At 45.7% G+C, this 19,778-nt stretch carries 15 protein-coding genes; 12 read left to right on the plus strand and 3 right to left on the minus strand.

Going from position 1 to position 19,778, the window contains the following annotated elements; translation table 11 throughout:
• Nucleotides 1–369: 369 nt before the first annotated feature.
• The 7 genes from tkt (at nt 370) to AC27G9_RS07750 (ending at nt 8,300) form a co-directional block, all read left to right on the plus strand.
• Nucleotides 370–2,361, plus strand: coding sequence for a transketolase (gene tkt, locus AC27G9_RS07720; RefSeq protein ID WP_487072750.1), 1,992 nt, complete (start codon nt 370–372; stop codon nt 2,359–2,361).
• 20 nt (nt 2,362–2,381) lie between these two features.
• Nucleotides 2,382–3,392 (plus strand): erythrose-4-phosphate dehydrogenase, encoded by a 1,011-nt coding sequence (epd, locus tag AC27G9_RS07725; protein ID WP_487072752.1) that lies wholly within the window; start codon nt 2,382–2,384, stop codon nt 3,390–3,392.
• 34 nt (nt 3,393–3,426) lie between these two features.
• The gene (locus AC27G9_RS07730) at nt 3,427–4,605 is read left to right on the plus strand and encodes a phosphoglycerate kinase (RefSeq protein WP_487072754.1); all 1,179 of its coding nucleotides are present in this window, start codon (nt 3,427–3,429) and stop codon (nt 4,603–4,605) included.
• Between the two features lie 169 nt (nt 4,606–4,774).
• Nucleotides 4,775–5,674 (plus strand): fructose bisphosphate aldolase, encoded by a 900-nt coding sequence (locus AC27G9_RS07735; protein ID WP_487072756.1) that lies wholly within the window; start codon nt 4,775–4,777, stop codon nt 5,672–5,674.
• A gap of 204 nt (nt 5,675–5,878) precedes the next feature.
• Nucleotides 5,879–6,280 carry a glycosyl-4,4'-diaponeurosporenoate acyltransferase CrtO family protein gene (locus AC27G9_RS07740; protein WP_487072758.1) on the plus strand — a complete coding sequence of 134 codons (402 nt, stop codon included), beginning with the start codon at nt 5,879–5,881 and terminating at the stop codon, nt 6,278–6,280.
• Between the two features lie 59 nt (nt 6,281–6,339).
• The gene (locus AC27G9_RS07745) at nt 6,340–6,771 is read left to right on the plus strand and encodes an aldehyde-activating protein (protein ID WP_487072760.1); all 432 of its coding nucleotides are present in this window, start codon (nt 6,340–6,342) and stop codon (nt 6,769–6,771) included.
• A gap of 362 nt (nt 6,772–7,133) precedes the next feature.
• Nucleotides 7,134–8,300, plus strand: a complete 1,167-nt coding sequence (locus AC27G9_RS07750) for a GGDEF domain-containing protein (RefSeq protein WP_487072762.1) — start codon at nt 7,134–7,136, stop codon at nt 8,298–8,300.
• A gap of 8 nt (nt 8,301–8,308) precedes the next feature.
• On the opposite strand, the gene ppx is transcribed toward AC27G9_RS07750, so the two are convergent.
• The 3 genes from ppx to AC27G9_RS07765 all read right to left on the minus strand — a co-directional run bounded on the left by ppx (nt 8,309) and on the right by AC27G9_RS07765 (nt 12,517).
• Nucleotides 8,309–9,841 carry an exopolyphosphatase gene (gene ppx / locus AC27G9_RS07755; RefSeq protein ID WP_487072764.1) on the minus strand — a complete coding sequence of 511 codons (1,533 nt, stop codon included), beginning with the start codon at nt 9,839–9,841 and terminating at the stop codon, nt 8,309–8,311.
• Nucleotides 9,838–11,919 carry a polyphosphate kinase 1 gene (gene ppk1, locus AC27G9_RS07760; protein ID WP_487072766.1) on the minus strand — a complete coding sequence of 694 codons (2,082 nt, stop codon included), beginning with the start codon at nt 11,917–11,919 and terminating at the stop codon, nt 9,838–9,840. Before ppk1 ends, ppx begins: the two co-directional genes overlap by 4 nt.
• 91 nt (nt 11,920–12,010) lie before the next feature.
• Nucleotides 12,011–12,517, minus strand: a complete 507-nt coding sequence (locus AC27G9_RS07765) for a glycine cleavage system transcriptional repressor (protein WP_487072768.1) — start codon at nt 12,515–12,517, stop codon at nt 12,011–12,013.
• Nucleotides 12,518–12,868: 351 nt separating this feature from the next.
• Between AC27G9_RS07765 and AC27G9_RS07770 the strand changes: the two genes are divergently transcribed.
• The 5 genes from AC27G9_RS07770 to AC27G9_RS07790 all read left to right on the plus strand — a co-directional run bounded on the left by AC27G9_RS07770 (nt 12,869) and on the right by AC27G9_RS07790 (nt 19,704).
• Nucleotides 12,869–15,034: an ABC transporter permease subunit gene (locus tag AC27G9_RS07770; RefSeq protein ID WP_487072770.1), complete on the plus strand. Its 2,166-nt coding sequence runs from the start codon at nt 12,869–12,871 to the stop codon at nt 15,032–15,034.
• On the plus strand, nt 15,027–16,598 hold the full coding sequence (gene pstA / locus AC27G9_RS07775; protein ID WP_487072772.1) for a phosphate ABC transporter permease PstA: 1,572 nt from the start codon (nt 15,027–15,029) through the stop codon (nt 16,596–16,598). Before AC27G9_RS07770 ends, pstA begins: the two co-directional genes overlap by 8 nt.
• A 16-nt stretch (nt 16,599–16,614) precedes the next feature.
• A complete protein-coding gene (pstB, locus tag AC27G9_RS07780) occupies nt 16,615–17,421 on the plus strand; it encodes a phosphate ABC transporter ATP-binding protein PstB (protein ID WP_487072774.1) in 807 nt (268 codons plus the stop codon).
• 21 nt (nt 17,422–17,442) lie between these two features.
• Nucleotides 17,443–18,156: a phosphate signaling complex protein PhoU gene (gene phoU, locus AC27G9_RS07785; protein ID WP_487072776.1), complete on the plus strand. Its 714-nt coding sequence runs from the start codon at nt 17,443–17,445 to the stop codon at nt 18,154–18,156.
• A 279-nt stretch (nt 18,157–18,435) separates the two neighbouring features.
• Nucleotides 18,436–19,704, plus strand: a complete 1,269-nt coding sequence (locus tag AC27G9_RS07790) for an inorganic phosphate transporter (protein ID WP_487072778.1) — start codon at nt 18,436–18,438, stop codon at nt 19,702–19,704.
• The last annotated feature ends 74 nt before the right edge of the window (nt 19,705–19,778 follow it).

A 19,778-nucleotide genomic window follows, 5' to 3' on the forward strand; every position in this document is an offset into this window, starting at 1 on the left:
ATAACGGCGTATTTTACGCCTTTTTAGAATTAATACCAGTCTTTACTTCTGGACGTCTAAAAGTCTATTTGTTACGTTATGTTGACACTTAGGCCAAAAAACCGCGCCAATCATTACGCTTTCGGATTGATTAAGATCAGGTTTCGAATATTTATCGACGTCAATAGATAGATTAATAGACCAAAAAATACTGATTTTTACGCTATTCGTATAAGTAATCTTCAAAACACATTGAACTGGTGCGGGGCTTAGGTAAGAATAGCCAGCCATTAGGATAATCTAGGGGCCAGCAAAAACGGCCACGGTCAAACACAGTCGTGTTCGTTTTACATTTGAAGCCCTTCTAAACAGACTACAGCAGGAGACAACATGCCCTCTCGTCGCGAACTCGCCAATGCCATACGCGCCCTAAGTATGGACGCCGTTCAACAAGCCAAATCCGGTCACCCGGGTGCCCCAATGGGAATGGCTGATATTGCACAAGTTTTATGGTGTGACTTTATGTCCCATAATCCGGCTAACCCTAATTGGGCTAACCGCGACCGCTTTGTGCTTTCAAACGGTCATGGTTCAATGCTGTTGTATTCTCTGTTACACCTTTCTGGTTATGCGTTGCCAATCGAAGAACTCAAACAGTTCCGACAGTTGCACTCTAAGACACCAGGTCACCCTGAATATGGTTATGCTCCTGGTGTAGAGACCACAACAGGTCCACTAGGCCAAGGTATTACCAATGCTGTGGGTATGGCGATTGCCGAGAAAGTGCTTGCCGCGCAGTTTAATCGCGACAATTTCGACGTTGTTGACCACTATACTTATGCTTTCATGGGCGATGGCTGTCTAATGGAAGGGATCTCACACGAAGCCTGTTCACTAGCTGGCACACTTGGCTTGAACAAGCTTGTCGCTTTCTGGGACGACAACGGTATTTCTATCGATGGTGAAGTTGAAGGTTGGTTTAGCGATGACACGCCTGCTCGTTTTGAATCTTACGGCTGGCATGTTGTTCGTGGTGTAGATGGCCATGATCCAGAGCAAATCGCTAATGCGATTGCTGAAGCTAAATCGCAATCAAGCAAGCCCACACTGATTTGTTGTAAAACGATTATCGGTTTCGGTTCGCCAAACAAACAAGGTACAGAATCATGCCACGGCGCACCATTAGGTGATGACGAAATCGCAGCGACCCGTGAAGAATTACAATGGACAGCTGCGCCATTTGAAGTACCAGAAGATATTTACGCAGAATGGAACACGACTTCAAAAGGAACAAAAGCGGAACAGCAATGGGATGCTTTGTTTGCCGACTACGCAAAAGCACATCCTGAACTTGCTGCTGAACTACAGCGCCGTTTGGCGGGTGATTTACCTGCGGACTTTGCGTCTAAAGCCGATGCGTACATCGCGGACCTTCAGGCGAACCCTGCGACAATTGCTACGCGTAAAGCGTCGCAAAATGCATTGAATGCTTATGGCCCTCTATTGCCAGAGTTGCTTGGTGGTTCTGCTGATTTGGCCGGTTCTAACCTAACAATCTGGTCTGGTAGCAAAGGCGTTGAAGCTAATGACGCTAGTGGTAACTATATTTACTACGGTGTTCGTGAATTCGGTATGTCTGCAATGATGAACGGTATTTGCTTGCACGGTGGCTTTAAAGCCTATGGTGCAACCTTCCTAATGTTCATGGAATACGCTCGCAACGCGGTTCGCATGGCGGCACTGATGAAGCAGCCAGCGATTTTCGTCTACACTCACGACTCAATTGGTCTGGGTGAAGATGGTCCTACTCACCAGCCAGTCGAGCAAGTTGTGTCTCTTCGTGCCACACCAAACCTAGACAACTGGCGCCCGTGCGATCAGGTCGAATCTGCCGTAGCGTGGAAAGAGGCTATCCTACGCAACGATGGTCCATCAACGCTAATCTTTACCCGTCAAGGCTTAGTGCAACAAGACAGAGACACTGTTCAAGTTGCCGACATTGCGAAAGGCGGTTACATCTTGAAAGACAGCGATGGCCAACCAGAAATTATTCTTATCGCTACAGGTTCTGAAGTGCAATTGGCTGTGGAAGCGGCTGACAAACTTGCCGCTCAAGGCAAAGCGGCACGTGTAGTTTCTATGCCTTCGACAGATGTATTTGACCGTCAAAGTGCCGAGTACAAAGAATCGGTATTACCAGCAGGTGTGGTAAAACGCGTTGCGGTTGAAGCACTAGCAAAAGACACGTGGTACAAGTACGTTGGATTGAATGGTGCTGTTATCGGTATGGATGGATTTGGTGAATCAGCGCCAGCGGGCGAGTTGTTCAAGTTCTTCAATATCACGACTGACGCAGTTGTAGAGGCGGCATTGTCTCTTTAGTCAAGTAAACAGGCGGTAATATGGTCCGAGTTGCCATAAATGGTTTTGGCCGTATTGGCCGCAATGTACTCCGCGCTCTGTATGAAACAGGGCGCAATAATGTCATTCAGGTGGTTGCTATTAATGAAGTAGCAAAGCCTGAAGGCATTGCTCACCTTTTAAAATACGATACCGCTCACGGGCGTTTTCCTTTTGATGTTGAATTAAAGGGGAAGGTGTTAAGTGTCGCGGGTGATGATATTCATTTACTTCAACAAGAAACGCTTGAAGGCTTACCTTGGCACGACCTCAATGTCGATATCGTGTTGGAATGCACGGGGATATACAAAGACAGAGCAGCCGGACTAGCGCATATAGAAGCAGGTGCGAAAAAAGTTCTGTTTTCTCAGCCCGGAGCCAATGATTTAGACAACACCATTATCTTTGGTAGTAACGAAGATACATTGCTACCCGAGCATCGCGTTGTGTCTAATGGTTCATGCACAACAAATTGCATCGTGCCAGTGATTCAGGCGCTTGATAATGCATTCGGTGTGCTCAGTGGGACAATAACCACGATTCATTCGTCAATGCATGATCAACAGGTGATAGACGCCTATCATGATGACTTACGTCGAACTCGGGCGGCGAGCCAGTCGATTATTCCAGTTGATACACGCCTTGCCAGAGGTATTGAAAGAATTCTGCCAAAATTCGCAGGTAAATTTGAAGCTATTGCCGTTCGAGTGCCCACAATCAACGTGACGGCAATGGACCTCAGCGTGACACTTGATACCGAGGTGAGTATCGACGATGTTAATGAAGCGCTGCAGAAAGCCCGAGAAGGGCGGTTAGCCGGAATTTTGGGTTATACCGAAGAGCCACTCGTGTCAGTTGATTTTAATCACGATCCCCATTCTTGTATTGTTGATGGCACGCAAACGAGAGTGAGTCACAGACAACTTGTGAAAACGTTAGTTTGGTGTGATAACGAATGGGGCTTTGCAAACCGAATGATAGATACCGCGTTGGTGATGCACCAAGTTGGGTAAAGATTTAATTTAATGAAATATAAAGGGAAATAAGATGGCTATTCCAAGTATGAATGACCTCGATCTAGCGGGTCAGCGAGTGCTAATTCGTCAAGACTTAAACGTGCCTGTTAAAGACGGGGTTGTGACCTCTGATGCGCGTATTAGAGCCTCAATTCCGACCATTAAATCGGCGCTTGAGAAAGGTGCTGCTGTGATGGTGATGTCGCACTTGGGTCGCCCAACAGAAGGAGAATACGATGATGCATTTTCTCTTCAACCCGTAGTCGATTACTTGCAGTCGGCACTCGATGTGCCTGTGCGACTTGAAAAGTCGTACCTATCGGGCGTTGACGTAGCCGCAGGTGAAGTCGTGATTTTAGAGAACGTTCGTTTCAATCCGGGCGAGAAAAAAGATGACGAGGCACTCTCACAGCAATACGCGGCATTGTGTGATGTATTCGTAATGGATGCGTTCGGCACTGCCCACCGTGCACAAGCCTCGACTCATGGCGTGGCTAAGTTTGCGCCGAAAGCCGTTGCAGGCCCACTGCTGTCAGCTGAGCTGGACGCACTTGGTAAAGCGCTCGACAACCCCGCAAGGCCTATGGTCGCCATTGTGGGTGGTTCTAAGGTTTCAACTAAGCTAACCGTACTGGATTCTCTCGCTGACAAGGTTGATCAGCTGATTGTAGGCGGCGGTATTGCAAACACCTTTATTGCTGCACAAGGACATCAAGTGGGTAAGTCTCTCGTAGAAATGGACTTGGTTGACGAAGCTAAGCGCTTGATGGAACAAGCCCAAAGCAACGGTGGCGATATTCCAGTGCCGACTGATGTTGTTACGGGTAAAGCTTTCGCAGAAGATACGCCAGCGAGTTTGCTAAGCGTAAGCGACGTTGCCGACGATGACATGATTTTTGATATTGGTCCCGATACCAGTGCGGCCTTGGCTGAGATATTAAAAAATGCGGGTACCATTGTTTGGAACGGTCCAGTCGGTGTGTTCGAGTTTGATCAGTTCAGCGCTGGAACAGAAGCATTATCACACGCTATTGCTCAAAGTGACGCATTTTCTATCGCGGGAGGCGGTGATACGCTTGCGGCAGTAGATAAATATAAAATCGCTGATAAAATATCATATATATCAACAGGTGGCGGAGCCTTCCTAGAGTTCTTAGAAGGAAAAACACTACCTGCAGTCGCAATATTGGAAGCAAAAAATAACCAATAAGACTGAATAGGCCAAAATTGGAAGGTTTTGGCCATACAAATTTGCTCGGCGTCACACAAATAAAAATAACATCGTGATGCCGCGGTTGGCCTTTGTGCCAATCAACAAATAAAAATCATCTCTAAACCCTACACCTGCCTTTTGGCAGAGACAAAAAGGAGTGTTGCTAATGGCATCACAGGCACAACTAGCCATGCTAGAAAAAGTGAAAACAGAAAATGGCTTTATTGCCGCCCTTGATCAAAGTGGTGGTAGCACACCCAAAGCGCTAAAACTTTATGGGATTGAAGCATCTGAATACAGCTCTGATGAAGAGATGTTTGATATGGTGCATGCAATGCGTACTCGCATTATTACGTCGGACGCTTTCGGTGGTAACCGCGTACTGGGTGCGATTTTGTTTGAAAACACGCTCGAGCGAAGCATCGAAGGTATGCCTTCAGCACAGTTCTTGTGGGAAAACAAAAAGGTTGTTCCTTTCCTCAAGGTTGATAAAGGTTTGGCCGACGAAGAAAACGGTGTTCAAGTGATGAAACCAATGCCAGCACTTGATGAGCTGCTTGCGAAAGCGAATGCTCAAAACGTGTTCGGCACCAAGATGCGCTCTGTGGTGAAATTGGCCAATGCCGCTGGTATCCATGCGGTTGTTGACCAGCAGTTTGAAGTCGGTAAGCAAATCATCGCCGCCGGTTTAGTGCCAATTATTGAACCTGAAGTCGACATTAACAGCCCAGAAAAAGCGCGTGCAGAAGCGCTGTTAAGAGATGCAATTTTGCAGCAATTAGATGCACTTAGCACAGACCAAAATGTGATGTTGAAGCTGACATTACCTTCAGAGTCAAACTTCTATGCTGCTTTAGTGGCCCATCCACGAGTACTGAAAGTGGTTGCACTTTCCGGTGGTTATAACCGTGAAGATGCCAACAAAATGCTATCCGAGAATGTAGGTATGATCGCAAGCTTCTCTCGTGCCTTAACGGAAGGGGTTTCTGCGCAGCAAACTGATGCAGAGTTCGACGCCACACTAGACAAGGCTATCGAAAGTATTTTCCAAGCGTCTAAAGCCTAATCTCTTTTCTAGAAAGGCAGGGGCTCCTGCCTTTCTTTATCACTCCTCTGTACAATTCACGCAACATCACAACCGACTATCAGGTTGAGAAAAACGTCCCGTCTCATCAATTAGATTGCATCTGTTTCGAACTATGGGTACAAAGTATCAAAACGCCCATGAGCATTGGGTAAGACTATAGTCAGCGAGAGCAAGTATCCAAAGATGGTTTCTTTTTTTAAGCCTAAAAAATTCGAAGTCGTTGGAAACAAGACTATTTATCACTATTTGGGTGTGGATTTTTATAAGCGAAATCTGCTTCTTACTGACCTAGTCATGTTTCGTTTTCGAAAGAAAAAGCAATTCAACTCGAATCGAGAGTACTTCTACAAAGAACTTGAAAGACTGTACTGGCAAACTTGCCGAGATGAATCTATTCATTATGTTTTTATGATAATTATTGCAATATATTCGGTCATCAGCTTTTCCGCACTTTCATTGTGGCAGTTTGTTCTATTTTTCTTTATTAACCTATATTCCAACGTTTACCCCGTTTTCGTTCAAAGGCACAACAGGGTGAGGTACGAGAGGTTGCTAGAGAAGCATGCAAAGCTCAGTGCCCACTAGTCGTGCCCTATAGTTAATATGATTGAGGTGTTTGGTGTTTTAGGTGAGGGGTGGATTAAATGAATTATTCAACTGCGTGTGAGTGTGGCAATATAAAAATCAATGCTAGTTTCCCTCTCCCAATAGAAGAGTATCAAGCGAGAGCATGTGATTGTGATTTCTGTGTTCCTCGCCAGCTTGCTTACCTGTCCGATGTAAATGGGAGTATTTCATTTTCGCCAACAAGTGATATGAAGCAACTCAAACAAGGTTCTGAACAAGCCACATTTTGGCAATGCAATATGTGTGAACAAGTGGTTGCCGTTACAAATACGACTAATGGGGCAACGATAGGGGCCTTGTCTAAGGCCGTATTTGATCGCACGTATGTGCTTAAGCCGTCTTTAGCTGCAAGTCCGAAGGAATTATCGGCTGATGAGAAGGTTGAACGTTGGTCTAGAGTTTGGGCAAAAGTTGTAACATACACTGACGAAAGTTCTTCGTCATTTTAAGGTACTGATTACATTAATGATTCTATAGATTTGATATCCTCAGAATTGATCTTGCTATGAATATGCAGTTTTACCGACTGAATGTTCAGCTGTGGTTAAAAAACATCTTAGTTTTCAGACGTTATTCATTTCCCCCTTCTTAACATTCTACTTTTTTGCAACATAACCATAATTTTTCGGTATAACACCTAGCCTTTGAAAGGGTTGGTTGTGGATGATTTTTAATCTATACTCCGGCATTAACGTTTACGTAATATTAACAACTTCTTATGTTTCGTGACGTTCGTGAACACTGCCAGCGTTCAGTCAAGGCAATGGAATAATAATAATCGCTGTCATCCATACAGCACAGGGGAAACGGAGTGTTATCGGAAAGTGCTCAGCACCTTTTCTTGGTAATGGTTTTGGGGATTGTGTCAACCGTTGGGGTGTTATTCACCTTTGCATTGCCTTCTCCTAGCCACAGTCACAAAGCTCAATCTGCATTGTTCGCTCGAATGATGCTGTTCTTCGTTTGGGTATCCTACCTGTGCTTTGCATTGCGCTTCATGTTTGATGAAATCTTTTATCTCGTCCCCTACAGTACGTTTCTTTTGATCAGTGCGTACATGTTGTTACTCACCTTAGTAAAGCGTTATGGGCATGGCATATCGTTTCAAGGCTCAGTGTTAATCGGCGCGCACCTTATCGCTTTTGTTAGTATTACAACGTTTCTCACCCTTACGATGCCTAACTCAGTGTGGCGCGAACTCATTTTAATTTGTAGTTTGCTTGTACCAGTTCTTTTGACTATTCATTGCATCAGAGCTTATTTAAAACGCCGCAATACCGGTGACTTTGTCCTCTTATTCATTATGGTGCTCACGCTTATTACGTTAGTGTTTGTTGCACCAGCGTATATCACAGGCGTGGTTTCGTTACCTGCCCATCAAACCGTTGTGGTGTTTGTGGTTTACTTAGTTGTGACTATGTCTTTCATGTTGGGGTTTACTGTCAGTGTGTTGCACTCTCTCGTCATCCGGCTCCGATTGCAGGCGTATACCGACCCCTTGACCGGCGCGAAAAACCGTCATTTCTTTTATGAAATGGCGCCCAAATTAGCGGCACTCGCCAAACGCAATGCACAGGAGTTATCTGTTGTTGTTTGCGATATTGATCATTTCAAAAACGTGAATGATAAGTTTGGACACGTGGCAGGAGATAAAGCGCTCAAAGCGTTTAGTCGCTTTATAGAGCAATCGATGAGAGCCGAAGATACGTTAATTCGTCTCGGAGGAGAGGAGTTTTTGATCCTGTCTCCAAACTGCTGTATCCGACAGGCACAACAACTCGCAGAGCGATTGCGTGAGGACGTGAGTCAACGGGTAATAAAATACAATGACGCTGAGTTTTCGATTACTGCATCATTTGGTGTTGTAGAGTTGCCCAAAGGGACGCTCGATATCTTTCAAACTATCAAAGAAGCCGACCACGCCCTTTATCAAGCCAAATCCCAAGGGCGTAATCGCGTTATCGCTTTTGGCGCCTAATTCGAGCGTTAGTCTTTTATCTCTAGGGTTACGTTAATCGATGCAAGTTGCTGCTGTTCTGCGAGTAAATCAGCTGAAAGCACAGGCTTATCGCTCAACCACTGGTCAGGAAAGGTCAAACTCAATGTTTGTTTTTCCACCTGGATGTTGAAATCGGGCAAGAAACCTTGTTGGCGCTTTATATTGAGCAATACTGCCACGCGTAACACGGTGATCAGCTTGATCACCTGCTGATTGTCATAAAGGTGGAAAGCGGGTAACTCTGCGGTTCTGATCTTTTTCCGGTGAAATCTCACTATGGTGGCTAACAACAACTGTTGTTCTTGATTAAACCCAGGTAACTCAACGTGCTGAAGAATATAGGCTGAGTGTCGTTGTACACCCCGGGAATTAATCTGAATGCCCACCTCGTGGAGTAGCGCTGCCCAACCGAGAATATTGCGTAAATCGGGGTGTTTTAGCCGCCACTCTTTTTTGCAAGCGTCAAATAGCTTGAGCGTGGTATCGAGCACCAGACCTGCTTGTTCGGTATCTACATCATAGCGGGTGGCCAAACTCGACGCTGTTCGGCTGCGTATATCTGAGTGATGCATCTCTTCTTCCATTTGATACATCACGCCTTCTCGCAGCGCCGCAGAGCTGTAATGTAAGTCGCGTATTTTTAGCGCTTTGAAAATTGCGATCAATATGGCCAGGCCCGCAGTTATGACGCCGCGTCGGTCTTCACTCAGGCCATTCATTTCCAGTTTGTCGATATGGCCTGCCTCAATGCACTGTTTCATTAACCCTTTTAAGTGCTTGAGCGTGAGGGGAACCTTGTTGTCAGCTTCCAGCTCCGGTTGGCTTAAATTGTACAGTGTTCTGATTGTACCCGAGGTACCAATACACTGTTCCCATCCCAGCGCCCGGTATTTGTCTTCAATGATTTCGAGTTCTTGTTCGGCAGCTGTAATGGCCTTATCAAATGCTTTTTGCGTGATGTTACCGTCACAGAAAAAGCGTTTGGTGTAGCTAACACAACCCATTTGAAGGCTGCGCAACAATTTGGGTTCAAAGCCCTCGCCAATGACAAACTCAGTGGATCCACCGCCTATATCGATAACCAATTGTTTGCCATTTACGTGGCTTGTATGAGCGACGCCAGCATAGATTAAACGCGCTTCTTCAACACCGGAAATGACTTCTACGGGGTAGGGGAATATGAGCTTGGCGGCTTCGATGAAATCGTCGGCATTTCTGGCACGGCGTAAGGTATGAGTAGCAACAATGCGCACTGAGTCGGGTTCAAACCCGTAAAGACTCTCTCTAACGACTTGTAGAGATTGCAGCCCTCTTTGAAACGCTTCCTGTGACAGAATGTTGTTCTCATCAAGCCCGTCGGCAAGGCGGACTTTCTGTTTTACTCTGTGCAGTATTTGCACAGAGCCCGCAACAATACGGGCTACAACTAAATGGAAGCTATTTGAACCAATGTCCAATGCTGCTATTTTACTGATGTCTCTAGTGGCAACATCGGCGAAGGCTGATTCGTGTTTTGTCATGCCTCTTTGTTTTTCTCTTCTATCTCTTTGAGGTAACGATAAGTTTCAACCTGCGAGCGAAGTTTTTTGCGATTTCCACGGCTAACGTATTTGTTGCTTTGTTTCGCATCTATCACTCGTGCCTTCAGCGTATCTCTGAATTGAATCTCAAGCATTTCAATAATACGATCTTGAAGGTTAGGGTCGTATATTGGGCAACCGACCTCAATGCGATTGTCCATATTCCGCGTCATCCAATCCGCGGATGAAATAAAGACCTTCCTGTCTCCGCCGCCTTCAAACACCATAACTCTGGGGTGTTCTAAATAACGGTCTACGACAGAGATTATCTTTATGTTATCGCTAATGCCTTTAATGCCGGGTATCAATGAACACATACCGCGGACAATGGCTCTAACTTTGACCCCTGCCTGACTCGCCCTGTACAAATCGTCGATCAATTCTTTATCAACGAGATTATTTATTTTAAACGTGATTTGAGCTTTGTGCCCTTCTTTTAAAAATTGAATCTCTTGTCGAATCAGCGACTGTATTTTGGTTCTCGCGTTGATTGGCGAAATCTGTAAGTGTTGGAACTTATACCTGCGATATGGGTATTGAATCAAGTCAAATACACTTACGGCCTCTTTAGCGAGCTCCTGATTTTTGGTGAATAAGCTGTAATCCGTATAAATTTTTGCCGTTTTCTCATTGAAGTTGCCCGTGCCAAAATGAGCATAATGGGTGATGGCACCGCGCTCTTCACGGGAAACTATACAAACTTTACTGTGTATTTTAAGCGACGGAACACCAAGAATAACGCGAATGCCAGCATCGGTCATACGCTTAGACCATTCGATATTGGCTTCTTCATCAAATCGTGCACGCAATTCAACGACAACGGTGACTTTTTTTCCATTGTCGACAGCATCAATTAGCGAGTTGATGATGCGTGAGTGACTGGCCACTCGGTAGATATTAATGCGGATACTTTTCACACTCGGATCGAATGCGGCTTGGCGTACAAACTCAGTGAAATGCAAAAATCTGTGGTACGGGTAGTGCAACAAGATATCGTGGGCTGTTATCGCGTCGAAAACCGTGTTGTAACGAGAAAAATCTTGCGTATCTATGGCTGGTAAAGGGGCATGCTCAAGGTATTCACGGCCAACGTTTGGAAAGCCAATGAAGTCCTTAAAGTTACGGTAATGGCCAGCAGAGTGCATGGTATCAAGCTTGGTGATTTTCAATCGCTTTCGCAAGTCCTCAACCATATCACCTGGCATAGTAGCGTCGTGGATGAGACGCACAGGTTCAGCGATGAGGCGCTGCTTCATACTTTCCGACATTTTCTCAACGTAGCTTTCGTCAATTTCGTCGTTAATCGAATACTCCGAGTCCCGTGTGAGCTTGAAGCTATACGCTTCAAGAGAATCAAATTTAATAAACCCTCGGAATATTTGTTCTAAACACAACTGCACAACATCGTCGAGAAGAATAATATTCTTCTTTTTGCGGCTTTTTTCTGGAGGTATCACAATGAAGCGAGACATCTCGCTGGTCGGTATTTCAACCGCTGCATATCGCGTCGCTTTGTCTTCACGACGAAGTGCAACAAAAAGATAAACAGAGGAACCATTCAAGCGCCCCGCTAAATCGGTTTTCTTATGGATAAGAATCGGAGCGATATGCCTTAGAATTTTGTTTACAAACAAGTTTCTAAGCCACTGGGTTTGGTATTCATCTAAGTCTTCTTTGCGCAATAGATGAATGTTGTATCGCGCTAGGGCTTTTAATACATCTTTGTGAATGGCATCAAACTTGGTAGATAACGCTTTTACCTTATCTTGAATTTGTTCCATTAATTCCGTTAGTGCCAATGCCTTTTCTTCATTTTCGTCATTGTTGGCAATGGTGATTTGACGTTTCACATCTGCCGCTCTTACTCGATAAAACTCGTCGAGATTGTTCGAGTAGATGCCCAAAAATCGGAGTCGTTCAACAGCAGGGTTGTTTTTATCAGCGGCTTCTTGAAGAACGCGTTCGTTAAACGCCAGCCAGCTCAGTTCTTTAGGGTAGTAGAGCTCTTTCGAATGCATATTGAGATAAGTTTTTCTATGTAAAAATGGGCAAAGACTGCCAAAAATGCGTGACACTCATGTGACAACGCATTTTTATTGAAAATTAAAGTTAAACCGCAGCGGTGATCTCAACGACAAAATCGTTGGCAACGCTCTCCAGAGCACTTTGTAATGCATCTTCATCGAATTGTTCTGGTACCGAAATTGTGGCCGTTGCCTTGAACATCAGACTGCCCCAGTTAGGCGCACTTTCGCATCTTGAATCAAACGAGACGATATTCAAATTAAACTGATTCAAAATGTGAGTGAGTTCTTGAACGATACCGGGCTTATCGTTGCCCATCACTTCGACTGAGAGAGTTTGCTGTGAACTCGCGTCTTCTTTTACTGACGCTACCGACATCACATTGAGGTCTTTAATGTCATCGAGCGCTGCAATCAATGAGTCGCGATGGGACTCTTCAACATGGACTTCAACAAAACCGGTAAACTGGCCTGCCATGCGAGCAAAGCTGCTGCCTTGCCAATTGCCTTCATGGGCATAAACACTCTTGGCTAATGCATCCACTAAACCCGGTCTATCTTGTCCCATGATAGCAATAATGAGTGGTTTCATGTTCAACCTCCAATTTTGATTTCAAAAGCCGAGCTGACAGCTAGCCTTGCTCGGAATGACTCTTGATGTGCTCAATTCAACCTCGGAAAGTCAATCTGTGTTGAGCATACTTTGTGTGTGCGGGTAATGATGCGTGCCAGCATCATTCATAAACATATCACAAATATTGAAACACGTGGGCGAAATTCCCTGTATTTCATTATGATAGCTTGTATTTAATCTATAGTGCTGAGCCAAAGAGGAGCGTAATTGTTCGTATCGTCAAAACGGTGTTTGCGGTCGACAATCACTAAGTATCGGGTTATGTTAGTCGAGTTTTTTTCAGCGCTAACAAAGAAAGCCTAAATTTCGATGGAAGATCAACAAAAACACAGTCGAAATCGCGCGCGGCGCGACAGCATCGTTAGACGAGTTGTCAGCGCATTTGGCGGTGCTGTGTTGCTAATGTTAGTCATCCTTATTGGCCATTTGTTGAGCCAGTCCGCGCCTCTGTTACAATCCCCTACTATCGAAAAACAAGCTTCCTTTATACTTCCCCCTGGCCACAAAACCTTGGCTGTAAAAGACTTACTTGAAGGGCAAGTGGTGGTAAGCCAGCCTGCGCCGTGCGAACTCGCCTTTTTGAAGTTGGAAGGGGATGTATTGATTGAAAAACATCGAATCAAGCGGCCCTGTGAGCACGCGTTGTCAGTGAGGAAGTGGCGTGCCGATCCTTACATGATCGATATTTCCTCTTCAGCCATTGTTAGGATGGAATCCATAGAGAACTTAGATGCCATCGACGATATCGGTTTTTCTTACACTTCCAAAGGAGAAGCTGACAATCTCCCTATTCGGCGACATCCCCGAACTTTTTCATTGCCGCTTGAATCTTGGCCGCAGGTGACGCAATGGGATGTAAGCTTTTCGCCAGCGTGGCTGGTGGTGAGCATGGTTTCGGAGCAAGCGACAGTCTTGCGCTGGATACATCAAGGTGATCCGACGCGCGTTGTCGACCAGTCGTTTGACGGTGGCGAATACATTGTGCCATTGCCAGGCGCCTCTTTGGTGGCAAAATTTGCTGAAAATAGTGTTGAATTCGTTAATCAAGAAAATGAGGTTGTCAGTACTTTTGGTTTTAGTCACCCGGTTTCATGGGCAAGTGCATTGCCCAAGCAAAGAGCTTTATTTACGGCTGACAACGAAAATGTCCTAACGCGTTGGACACTACGCAATGAAAACGGCGTATTGTCGTTTGCCCCAACTTATTCGCTATCACTCGAACAGTACGGCATGCCCGTCTCTTTAGTGGCGCATCCAAGTAGTAACGCCATTGCTTTGCTTACCGACAGCAATACGCTGTTACTGCTCAACCGCGTAACCGGTGAAGTTGTTACTGTTTTGCCCCTCAGCATGAAGATAGACGACATAACTTGGCATGGTAACCGCCTTTATGCCTACTCTGATGGTGCAGTTCATTTGTTTAACGTCAACAATTTGGCCGGCATAACGACTTACAGTGCGCTGTTCGAGCCACAAACATACGAAGGGTATCCCTCACAAGAAGCAGTCTGGCAAACCTCCAGTGGTTCTGACTATCAGGAAGCGAAGTTTAGTCTGATACCTCTCATTGTAGGAAGCTTGAAAGCGGCGCTTTTAGCGCTATTGATTGCAATCCCTATGTCGGTTGGAGCGGCGGTTTATACCTCTTTCTTCGCACGCAATCGGTTGCGCAACTGGTTGAAGCCCGCAATTGAAATGTTGGAAGCGATTCCATCGGTACTGATTGGCTTCATTACTGCTATTTGGTTAGCGCCACTTGCCGAGCGATTTTTGTTTTCGTTCGCCTTTTTCTTGGTCGTTGTGCCAATGATTTTGCTCGCTAGTGCGCTGATTCAGCGCAAGGTCGTAGATTACTTCCCTACGAGAGCTCGTCACGGTTCGGAGTTAGTGATTTCGTTCGCTATTATTTTATTACTCGGTGTGGTGGCCATGAGCTGGGCACCAGAAGTCGTATTCTCGCTGTTTGACATAGATGGTTTCGCCTTGCTAGAAAGTGAAACTGACAGCCCCGTAGGTAAAACAACCATTATTGTGGCAATTGCATTGGGGGTTGCGATAAGCCCCAGCATTTATTCTATTGCTGAAGATGCGATCAATAACGTGCCCAATAACTTGAAACAAGCCTCATTTGCCCTCGGTGCCACCCGTTTACAAACCCTACAAATGGTCGTCGTTCGCGTTGCGATGCCAGGCATACTCGCGGCAATCATGCTAGGTTTCGGTCGGGCATTTGGCGAAACTATGATCTTATTGATGGTTACGGGCAATACGCCCATCGATAGTTGGAGTTTGTTAGAAGGCTTGAGAGGATTAACCGCTAACTTGGCCATTGAGTTACCCGAAGCAAAACCCGACACCGCGCATTATCATATCTTGTTTGTCACCGCGACCTTGCTATTCGCTTTTACCTTTGTGGTGAATACGTTGGCGGAGATCTTGCGTCAGTGGTTAAGGAAGAACGCGCACTATGATTAAATCACTCAAACGTTGGTTTTTCATAGACAGTACGCAACGGCAATCCTTTGTTATCGGGTTGACGGCGTTTTCGGCAAGCCTGTTGTTGTTTGCGCTGATCAGCATATTGTCTTTGATTGTTAGCCGCGGGCTTAACTACTTTTGGCCAGAGCCAATATACACCGTGGTCTACCAAAGCCAAGAGACCGAGAAAGCTGAGACCGTATATGGGCAGATACATTCTGAACATCAACAGGACAAAGACTACACCTGGTGGGTGCGGTATTCCAATTCGCAGAATCCGTTTGGTAGTGACGTGCTTATCGAAGACAAGGACTTGATAAGTATTACGTTGGCGAAGCAAGTCGCGCGGATTCAACTTAAAAACGGTAGGGTCGTTTTTGGTCAGCCTGAGTATATCCATTCTGCTGACTCGGTGTCATTGCCAATGGACAGTTTCCCGGTGATGTATGAAACCGTGACGAAAATGTACGATGAAATGCATCGCATACGACGAACTTCTCTTGCCAGTATTCACGAAGACATCGCCGAATTAGACCAAAAAGGCGTAGCCGACGATGCGCCAGCTCGACAACGACTGATGCGCGAATTCAATCAATGGCAGGCACGAGTCGAAATGTTGGAGGCGCAAAGCGCCGAATTTTCGATGTACATTACTTTTGCTTCTGGTGAACCTTTTCGAGTGGCTTTTGCGGATATTGAAACACTTACCTTCCCGGGGCAGCTATCAAACTGGCAAAAGTTTAAAGATATGGGGCACCAGATCGGTAGGTTCTTGAGCGATTCACCCAAGCAAGCTAATACGTCTGGTGGTGTATTTCCCGCTCTGTTTGGGACGATTTTGATGGTGTTGCTCATGACAGTGATCGTTGCACCATTTGGCGTGCTGGCAGCGGTCTATCTCAACGAATATGCACCTAACAACACGTTGACATCGATTATTCGTATCAGTGTGAGCAACATGGCTGGCGTGCCTTCTATTGTTTACGGCGTATTTGGACTCGGATTCTTTGTTTATACCCTTGGCGGTAGTATCGATAGTCTGTTTTTTAGTGACGCCTTACCCGCGCCTACATTCGGTTCACCGGGTCTGTTTTGGGCGTCACTTACGATGGCATTATTAACTTTGCCAGTGGTGATTGTCTCTACCGAGGAAGGGCTTCGCCGAGTACCAGATAACCTGCGAAGTGGCAGCTATGCTTTGGGGGCAACCCATTTTGAAACCATTTGGCATACGGTTTTGCCGATGGCCTCACCGGGAATAATGACGGGAATTATCTTAGCGATTGCTCGAGCAGCAGGTGAAGTTGCTCCTTTGATGTTAGTGGGGGCCGTGAAGTTTGCGCCAGCGTTGCCAATTGACGGCGAATTTCCCTATTTACATTTAGAGCGCCAATTCATGCACCTCGGTGTATTGATTTACGACGGGGCTTTTCACAGCCAAACTAATTCCAGTAGCGCCTCTATGATGTTTGCTGCCTGCTTGTTACTCTTGGTTGTTGTTTTTGTACTGAATATCGCAGCGGTCGTGTTAAGAACGCGCTTCCGCAGGCTGTATACCTAATGATGAGTTGCTTTAGATGCTGAAGTTATTTGAACACGAAAAACTTGACCTCGATGGGTTGTCGATGGAGGACACCGCCATTAATGTTAAAAACCTCAATTTGAGGTTTGGTCAAAAAAACGTGTTACACGACATCAATATGCGTATACCAAAAAATCGCATAACCGCGTTTATTGGCCAGAGTGGTTGCGGTAAGTCGACGTTAATCAGCTGCTTTAACCGCATGAATGATTTGGTGTCAGAATGTGAGTACGATGGCCAGATTATTATTGATGGCCGCAATATCAATCACAAGCGGGAAAATGTGTCTCGCTTGCGCACGCAAGTCGGGATGGTGTTCCAGCGACCCAATCCATTTCCTATGAGCGTGTATGAAAACGTGACTTATGGCTTGAAATTGCAGGGCATTAAACACAGACGTCGCTTGGATGATGCGGTTGAACAAGCATTAAAAGAAGCGGCGTTGTGGGACGAAGTGAAAGACCGCTTATTCGATCCCGCACAAGTGTTATCGGGTGGCCAACAGCAACGTTTAGTTTTGGCGCGCGCCTTGGCGTTAAAACCAGATATCTTATTGTTAGATGAACCCACATCAGCATTGGATCCATTGACCACGCTGATTATCGAAGAGCTTATGGCAGAGCTGAAAAAACGGTGCACTATTGTCATCGTCACGCACAATATGCAGCAAGCGGCAAGGGTGTCTGATTATACGGCGTTTTTGCATCAAGGGCAGCTTATTGAGTACTCAGACAGCGATACCTTATTTACAATGCCCGCCAAAAAGCAAACCGAAGATTACATCACTGGCCGTTACGGCTAGCGTCCCACAGGACTAGTTATCATGAGACAAGTTGCACTTAATACTCACATCTCTGGCAAGTTTAATATCGAACTAGAAAATTTGAGGAATTCGGTATTGACCATGGGTGGTGAAGTCGAACAGCAATTAATGGATACGTTACGGGCGATTAAACACAACAATGCAGGTTTGGCTGAAAAAGTGGTATTGAATGATCTTAAAATCAATTCCATGGAAGTGCAGATTGATGAGGAATGCCTCCGTATTATTGCCAAACGGCACCCAACGGCGACGGACTTGCGCATGATCATGATAGTTTCGAAAGCCATTACGGATATTGAGCGGATGGGGGATGAAATAGAGCGCATTGCCCGTCTTGTAACGAAAAATAAACTGCCGAATTCTGATGTGATCACCAGCAGTATGGTTTCTATTGGTGACAAAGTGATGGCGATGATGCGAGGCACTTTTGATGCATTAGCAAGGCAGGATGAAAAGTCGGCACTGGAGGTGTATGACCAAGACAACCGCATAGATAGTGAATACAAGCGATTGTTGACCTACACCACGGGTGAAATGCAAAAGTCCACCAATGATATGCAAGATTGGTTAGAGGTGTTATGGGCGCTTAGGTCATTAGAACGGATTGGTGACCGCTGTAAAAACATTTGCGAATATGTGGTCTATTTGACGCGAGGTAAAGATGTTCGGCACTCTTTGGAGAATATGCGTACCAAGTTAGAAGATTTGACCTAAAATGAAAATCGATTGTCATAAAAGTGAAACAATTGTGTCATTAATCGTCAGATAAGTGATACAGGGAACACTAAAATGATTTTTGTCGATAAATTCGCTATGGCAAAGGCAAGCTTTACGTTATCATGCGCCGAAATTCGTAAGCGATATGATTGCGCTAACGTTGAAGTATAGATTAACCGCATTAAATTTTTATGTTAATGATGAATACAGCTCAGTCGAGCGGCACACTGAATTTTCAGTGCGACAGTATCGTGATTAGTTAGGAGCAGCGACAAAGTGGATTTTCTAACTAGTTACGGTTCAATTCTTATTATAATGGCGGCCGTATTCGGTTTCGTCATGGCTTGGGGTATCGGTGCGAACGACGTGGCAAACGCCATGGGTACGTCTGTTGGTTCTAAAGCACTTACCATCAAGCAAGCTATTATCATCGCGATGATCTTTGAATTCGCTGGCGCTTATTTGGCGGGTGGCGAAGTAACGTCGACGATTCGCAAAGGCATTATTGACTCCGGCTTTTTTACCGACATACCTGAGTATTTGGTCTTGGGTATGATTTCCTCGTTGTTGGCGGCGGGTATTTGGCTGGCAGTAGCGTCGTATTTGGGATGGCCTGTTTCAACCACTCACTCAATCATTGGTGCCATTATTGGCTTCACTGCCGCGGGTGTCAGTATGGACGCCATAGCGTGGAGTAAGGTTGGTGGCATCGTCGGGAGCTGGGTAGTGACACCTGCGATATCAGGCATCATTGCTTACCTCATCTATCAAAGCGCACACAAGCTGATATTTGCCACGGATAAACCGTTTGCTAACGCTCAACGCTATGTGCCTGTTTATATGGCGTTGGCTGGTTTTGTTATGTCGTTGGTGACAATCAAAAAAGGCCTAAAGCACGTTGGCCTAGAACTATCGGCAACCAACGGCTATCTGCTCGCGGTGGCAATTGCGGTGTTATTGGCGATTGTCGGTAAGTTCCTGATTGGCCGTTTATCTTTTGATAGTGCGCAAGACGCCGAAGCCCAATCCAATAATGTCGAGAAAGTTTTTGCCATTTTGATGGTAGTGACAGCCTGTTGTATGGCCTTTGCCCATGGCTCAAACGATGTTGCAAACGCCATTGGCCCGTTAGCTGCCGTTGTCAGCGTGGTGTCGTCAGGTGGTGAAATCAATGCAAGTTCTGACCTAGCACCTTGGGTACTTCCCCTCGGTGGCATAGGCATTGTGCTCGGCCTTGCCCTGTTTGGCCATCGCGTCATTAAAACGATCGGTCAGGGCATTACTCATTTAACGCCGAGCCGTGGTTTTGCTGCAGAACTTGCAGCGGCGTGCACGGTTGTTATCGCTTCGGGAACTGGACTGCCAATATCTACAACGCAAACACTGGTTGGTGCTGTGTTAGGTGTTGGGCTAGCTCGCGGCGTATCGGCATTGAACTTAGGGATTGTGAGAAACATTGTTGTCTCTTGGGTTGTGACATTGCCCGCAGGCGCGGTGTTATCGATTATCTTCTTCTTTGCGTTGAAAGCGATTTTTGGCCTGTAAAATAGCATGACTGTAAACTGATAGAGAACCGGCCGTTGGCCGGTTTTTTGTTTCTAGCGAATTCGTTTATACTC

The organism is Alteromonas sp. 5NS40-0096 (assembly GCF_057544385.1).

What these genes read in the sequence shown, in the direction of transcription:
- ppk1 (WP_487072766.1), bottom strand. Translation starts at nt 11,919, where the DNA reads ATGCATTCGAAAGAGCTCTACTACCCTAAAGAACTGAGCTGGCTGGCG.
- ppx (WP_487072764.1), bottom strand. Translation starts at nt 9,841, where the DNA reads ATGACAAAACACGAATCAGCCTTCGCCGATGTTGCCACTAGAGACATC.
- pstB (WP_487072774.1), top strand. Translation starts at nt 16,615, where the DNA reads ATGCTGAAGTTATTTGAACACGAAAAACTTGACCTCGATGGGTTGTCG.
- epd (WP_487072752.1), top strand. Translation starts at nt 2,382, where the DNA reads ATGGTCCGAGTTGCCATAAATGGTTTTGGCCGTATTGGCCGCAATGTA.
- AC27G9_RS07730 (WP_487072754.1), top strand. Translation starts at nt 3,427, where the DNA reads ATGGCTATTCCAAGTATGAATGACCTCGATCTAGCGGGTCAGCGAGTG.
- tkt (WP_487072750.1), top strand. Translation starts at nt 370, where the DNA reads ATGCCCTCTCGTCGCGAACTCGCCAATGCCATACGCGCCCTAAGTATG.
- pstA (WP_487072772.1), top strand. Translation starts at nt 15,027, where the DNA reads ATGATTAAATCACTCAAACGTTGGTTTTTCATAGACAGTACGCAACGG.
- AC27G9_RS07740 (WP_487072758.1), top strand. Translation starts at nt 5,879, where the DNA reads ATGGTTTCTTTTTTTAAGCCTAAAAAATTCGAAGTCGTTGGAAACAAG.
- AC27G9_RS07770 (WP_487072770.1), top strand. Translation starts at nt 12,869, where the DNA reads ATGGAAGATCAACAAAAACACAGTCGAAATCGCGCGCGGCGCGACAGC.
- AC27G9_RS07765 (WP_487072768.1), bottom strand. Translation starts at nt 12,517, where the DNA reads ATGAAACCACTCATTATTGCTATCATGGGACAAGATAGACCGGGTTTA.
- AC27G9_RS07745 (WP_487072760.1), top strand. Translation starts at nt 6,340, where the DNA reads ATGAATTATTCAACTGCGTGTGAGTGTGGCAATATAAAAATCAATGCT.
- phoU (WP_487072776.1), top strand. Translation starts at nt 17,443, where the DNA reads ATGAGACAAGTTGCACTTAATACTCACATCTCTGGCAAGTTTAATATC.
- AC27G9_RS07735 (WP_487072756.1), top strand. Translation starts at nt 4,775, where the DNA reads ATGGCATCACAGGCACAACTAGCCATGCTAGAAAAAGTGAAAACAGAA.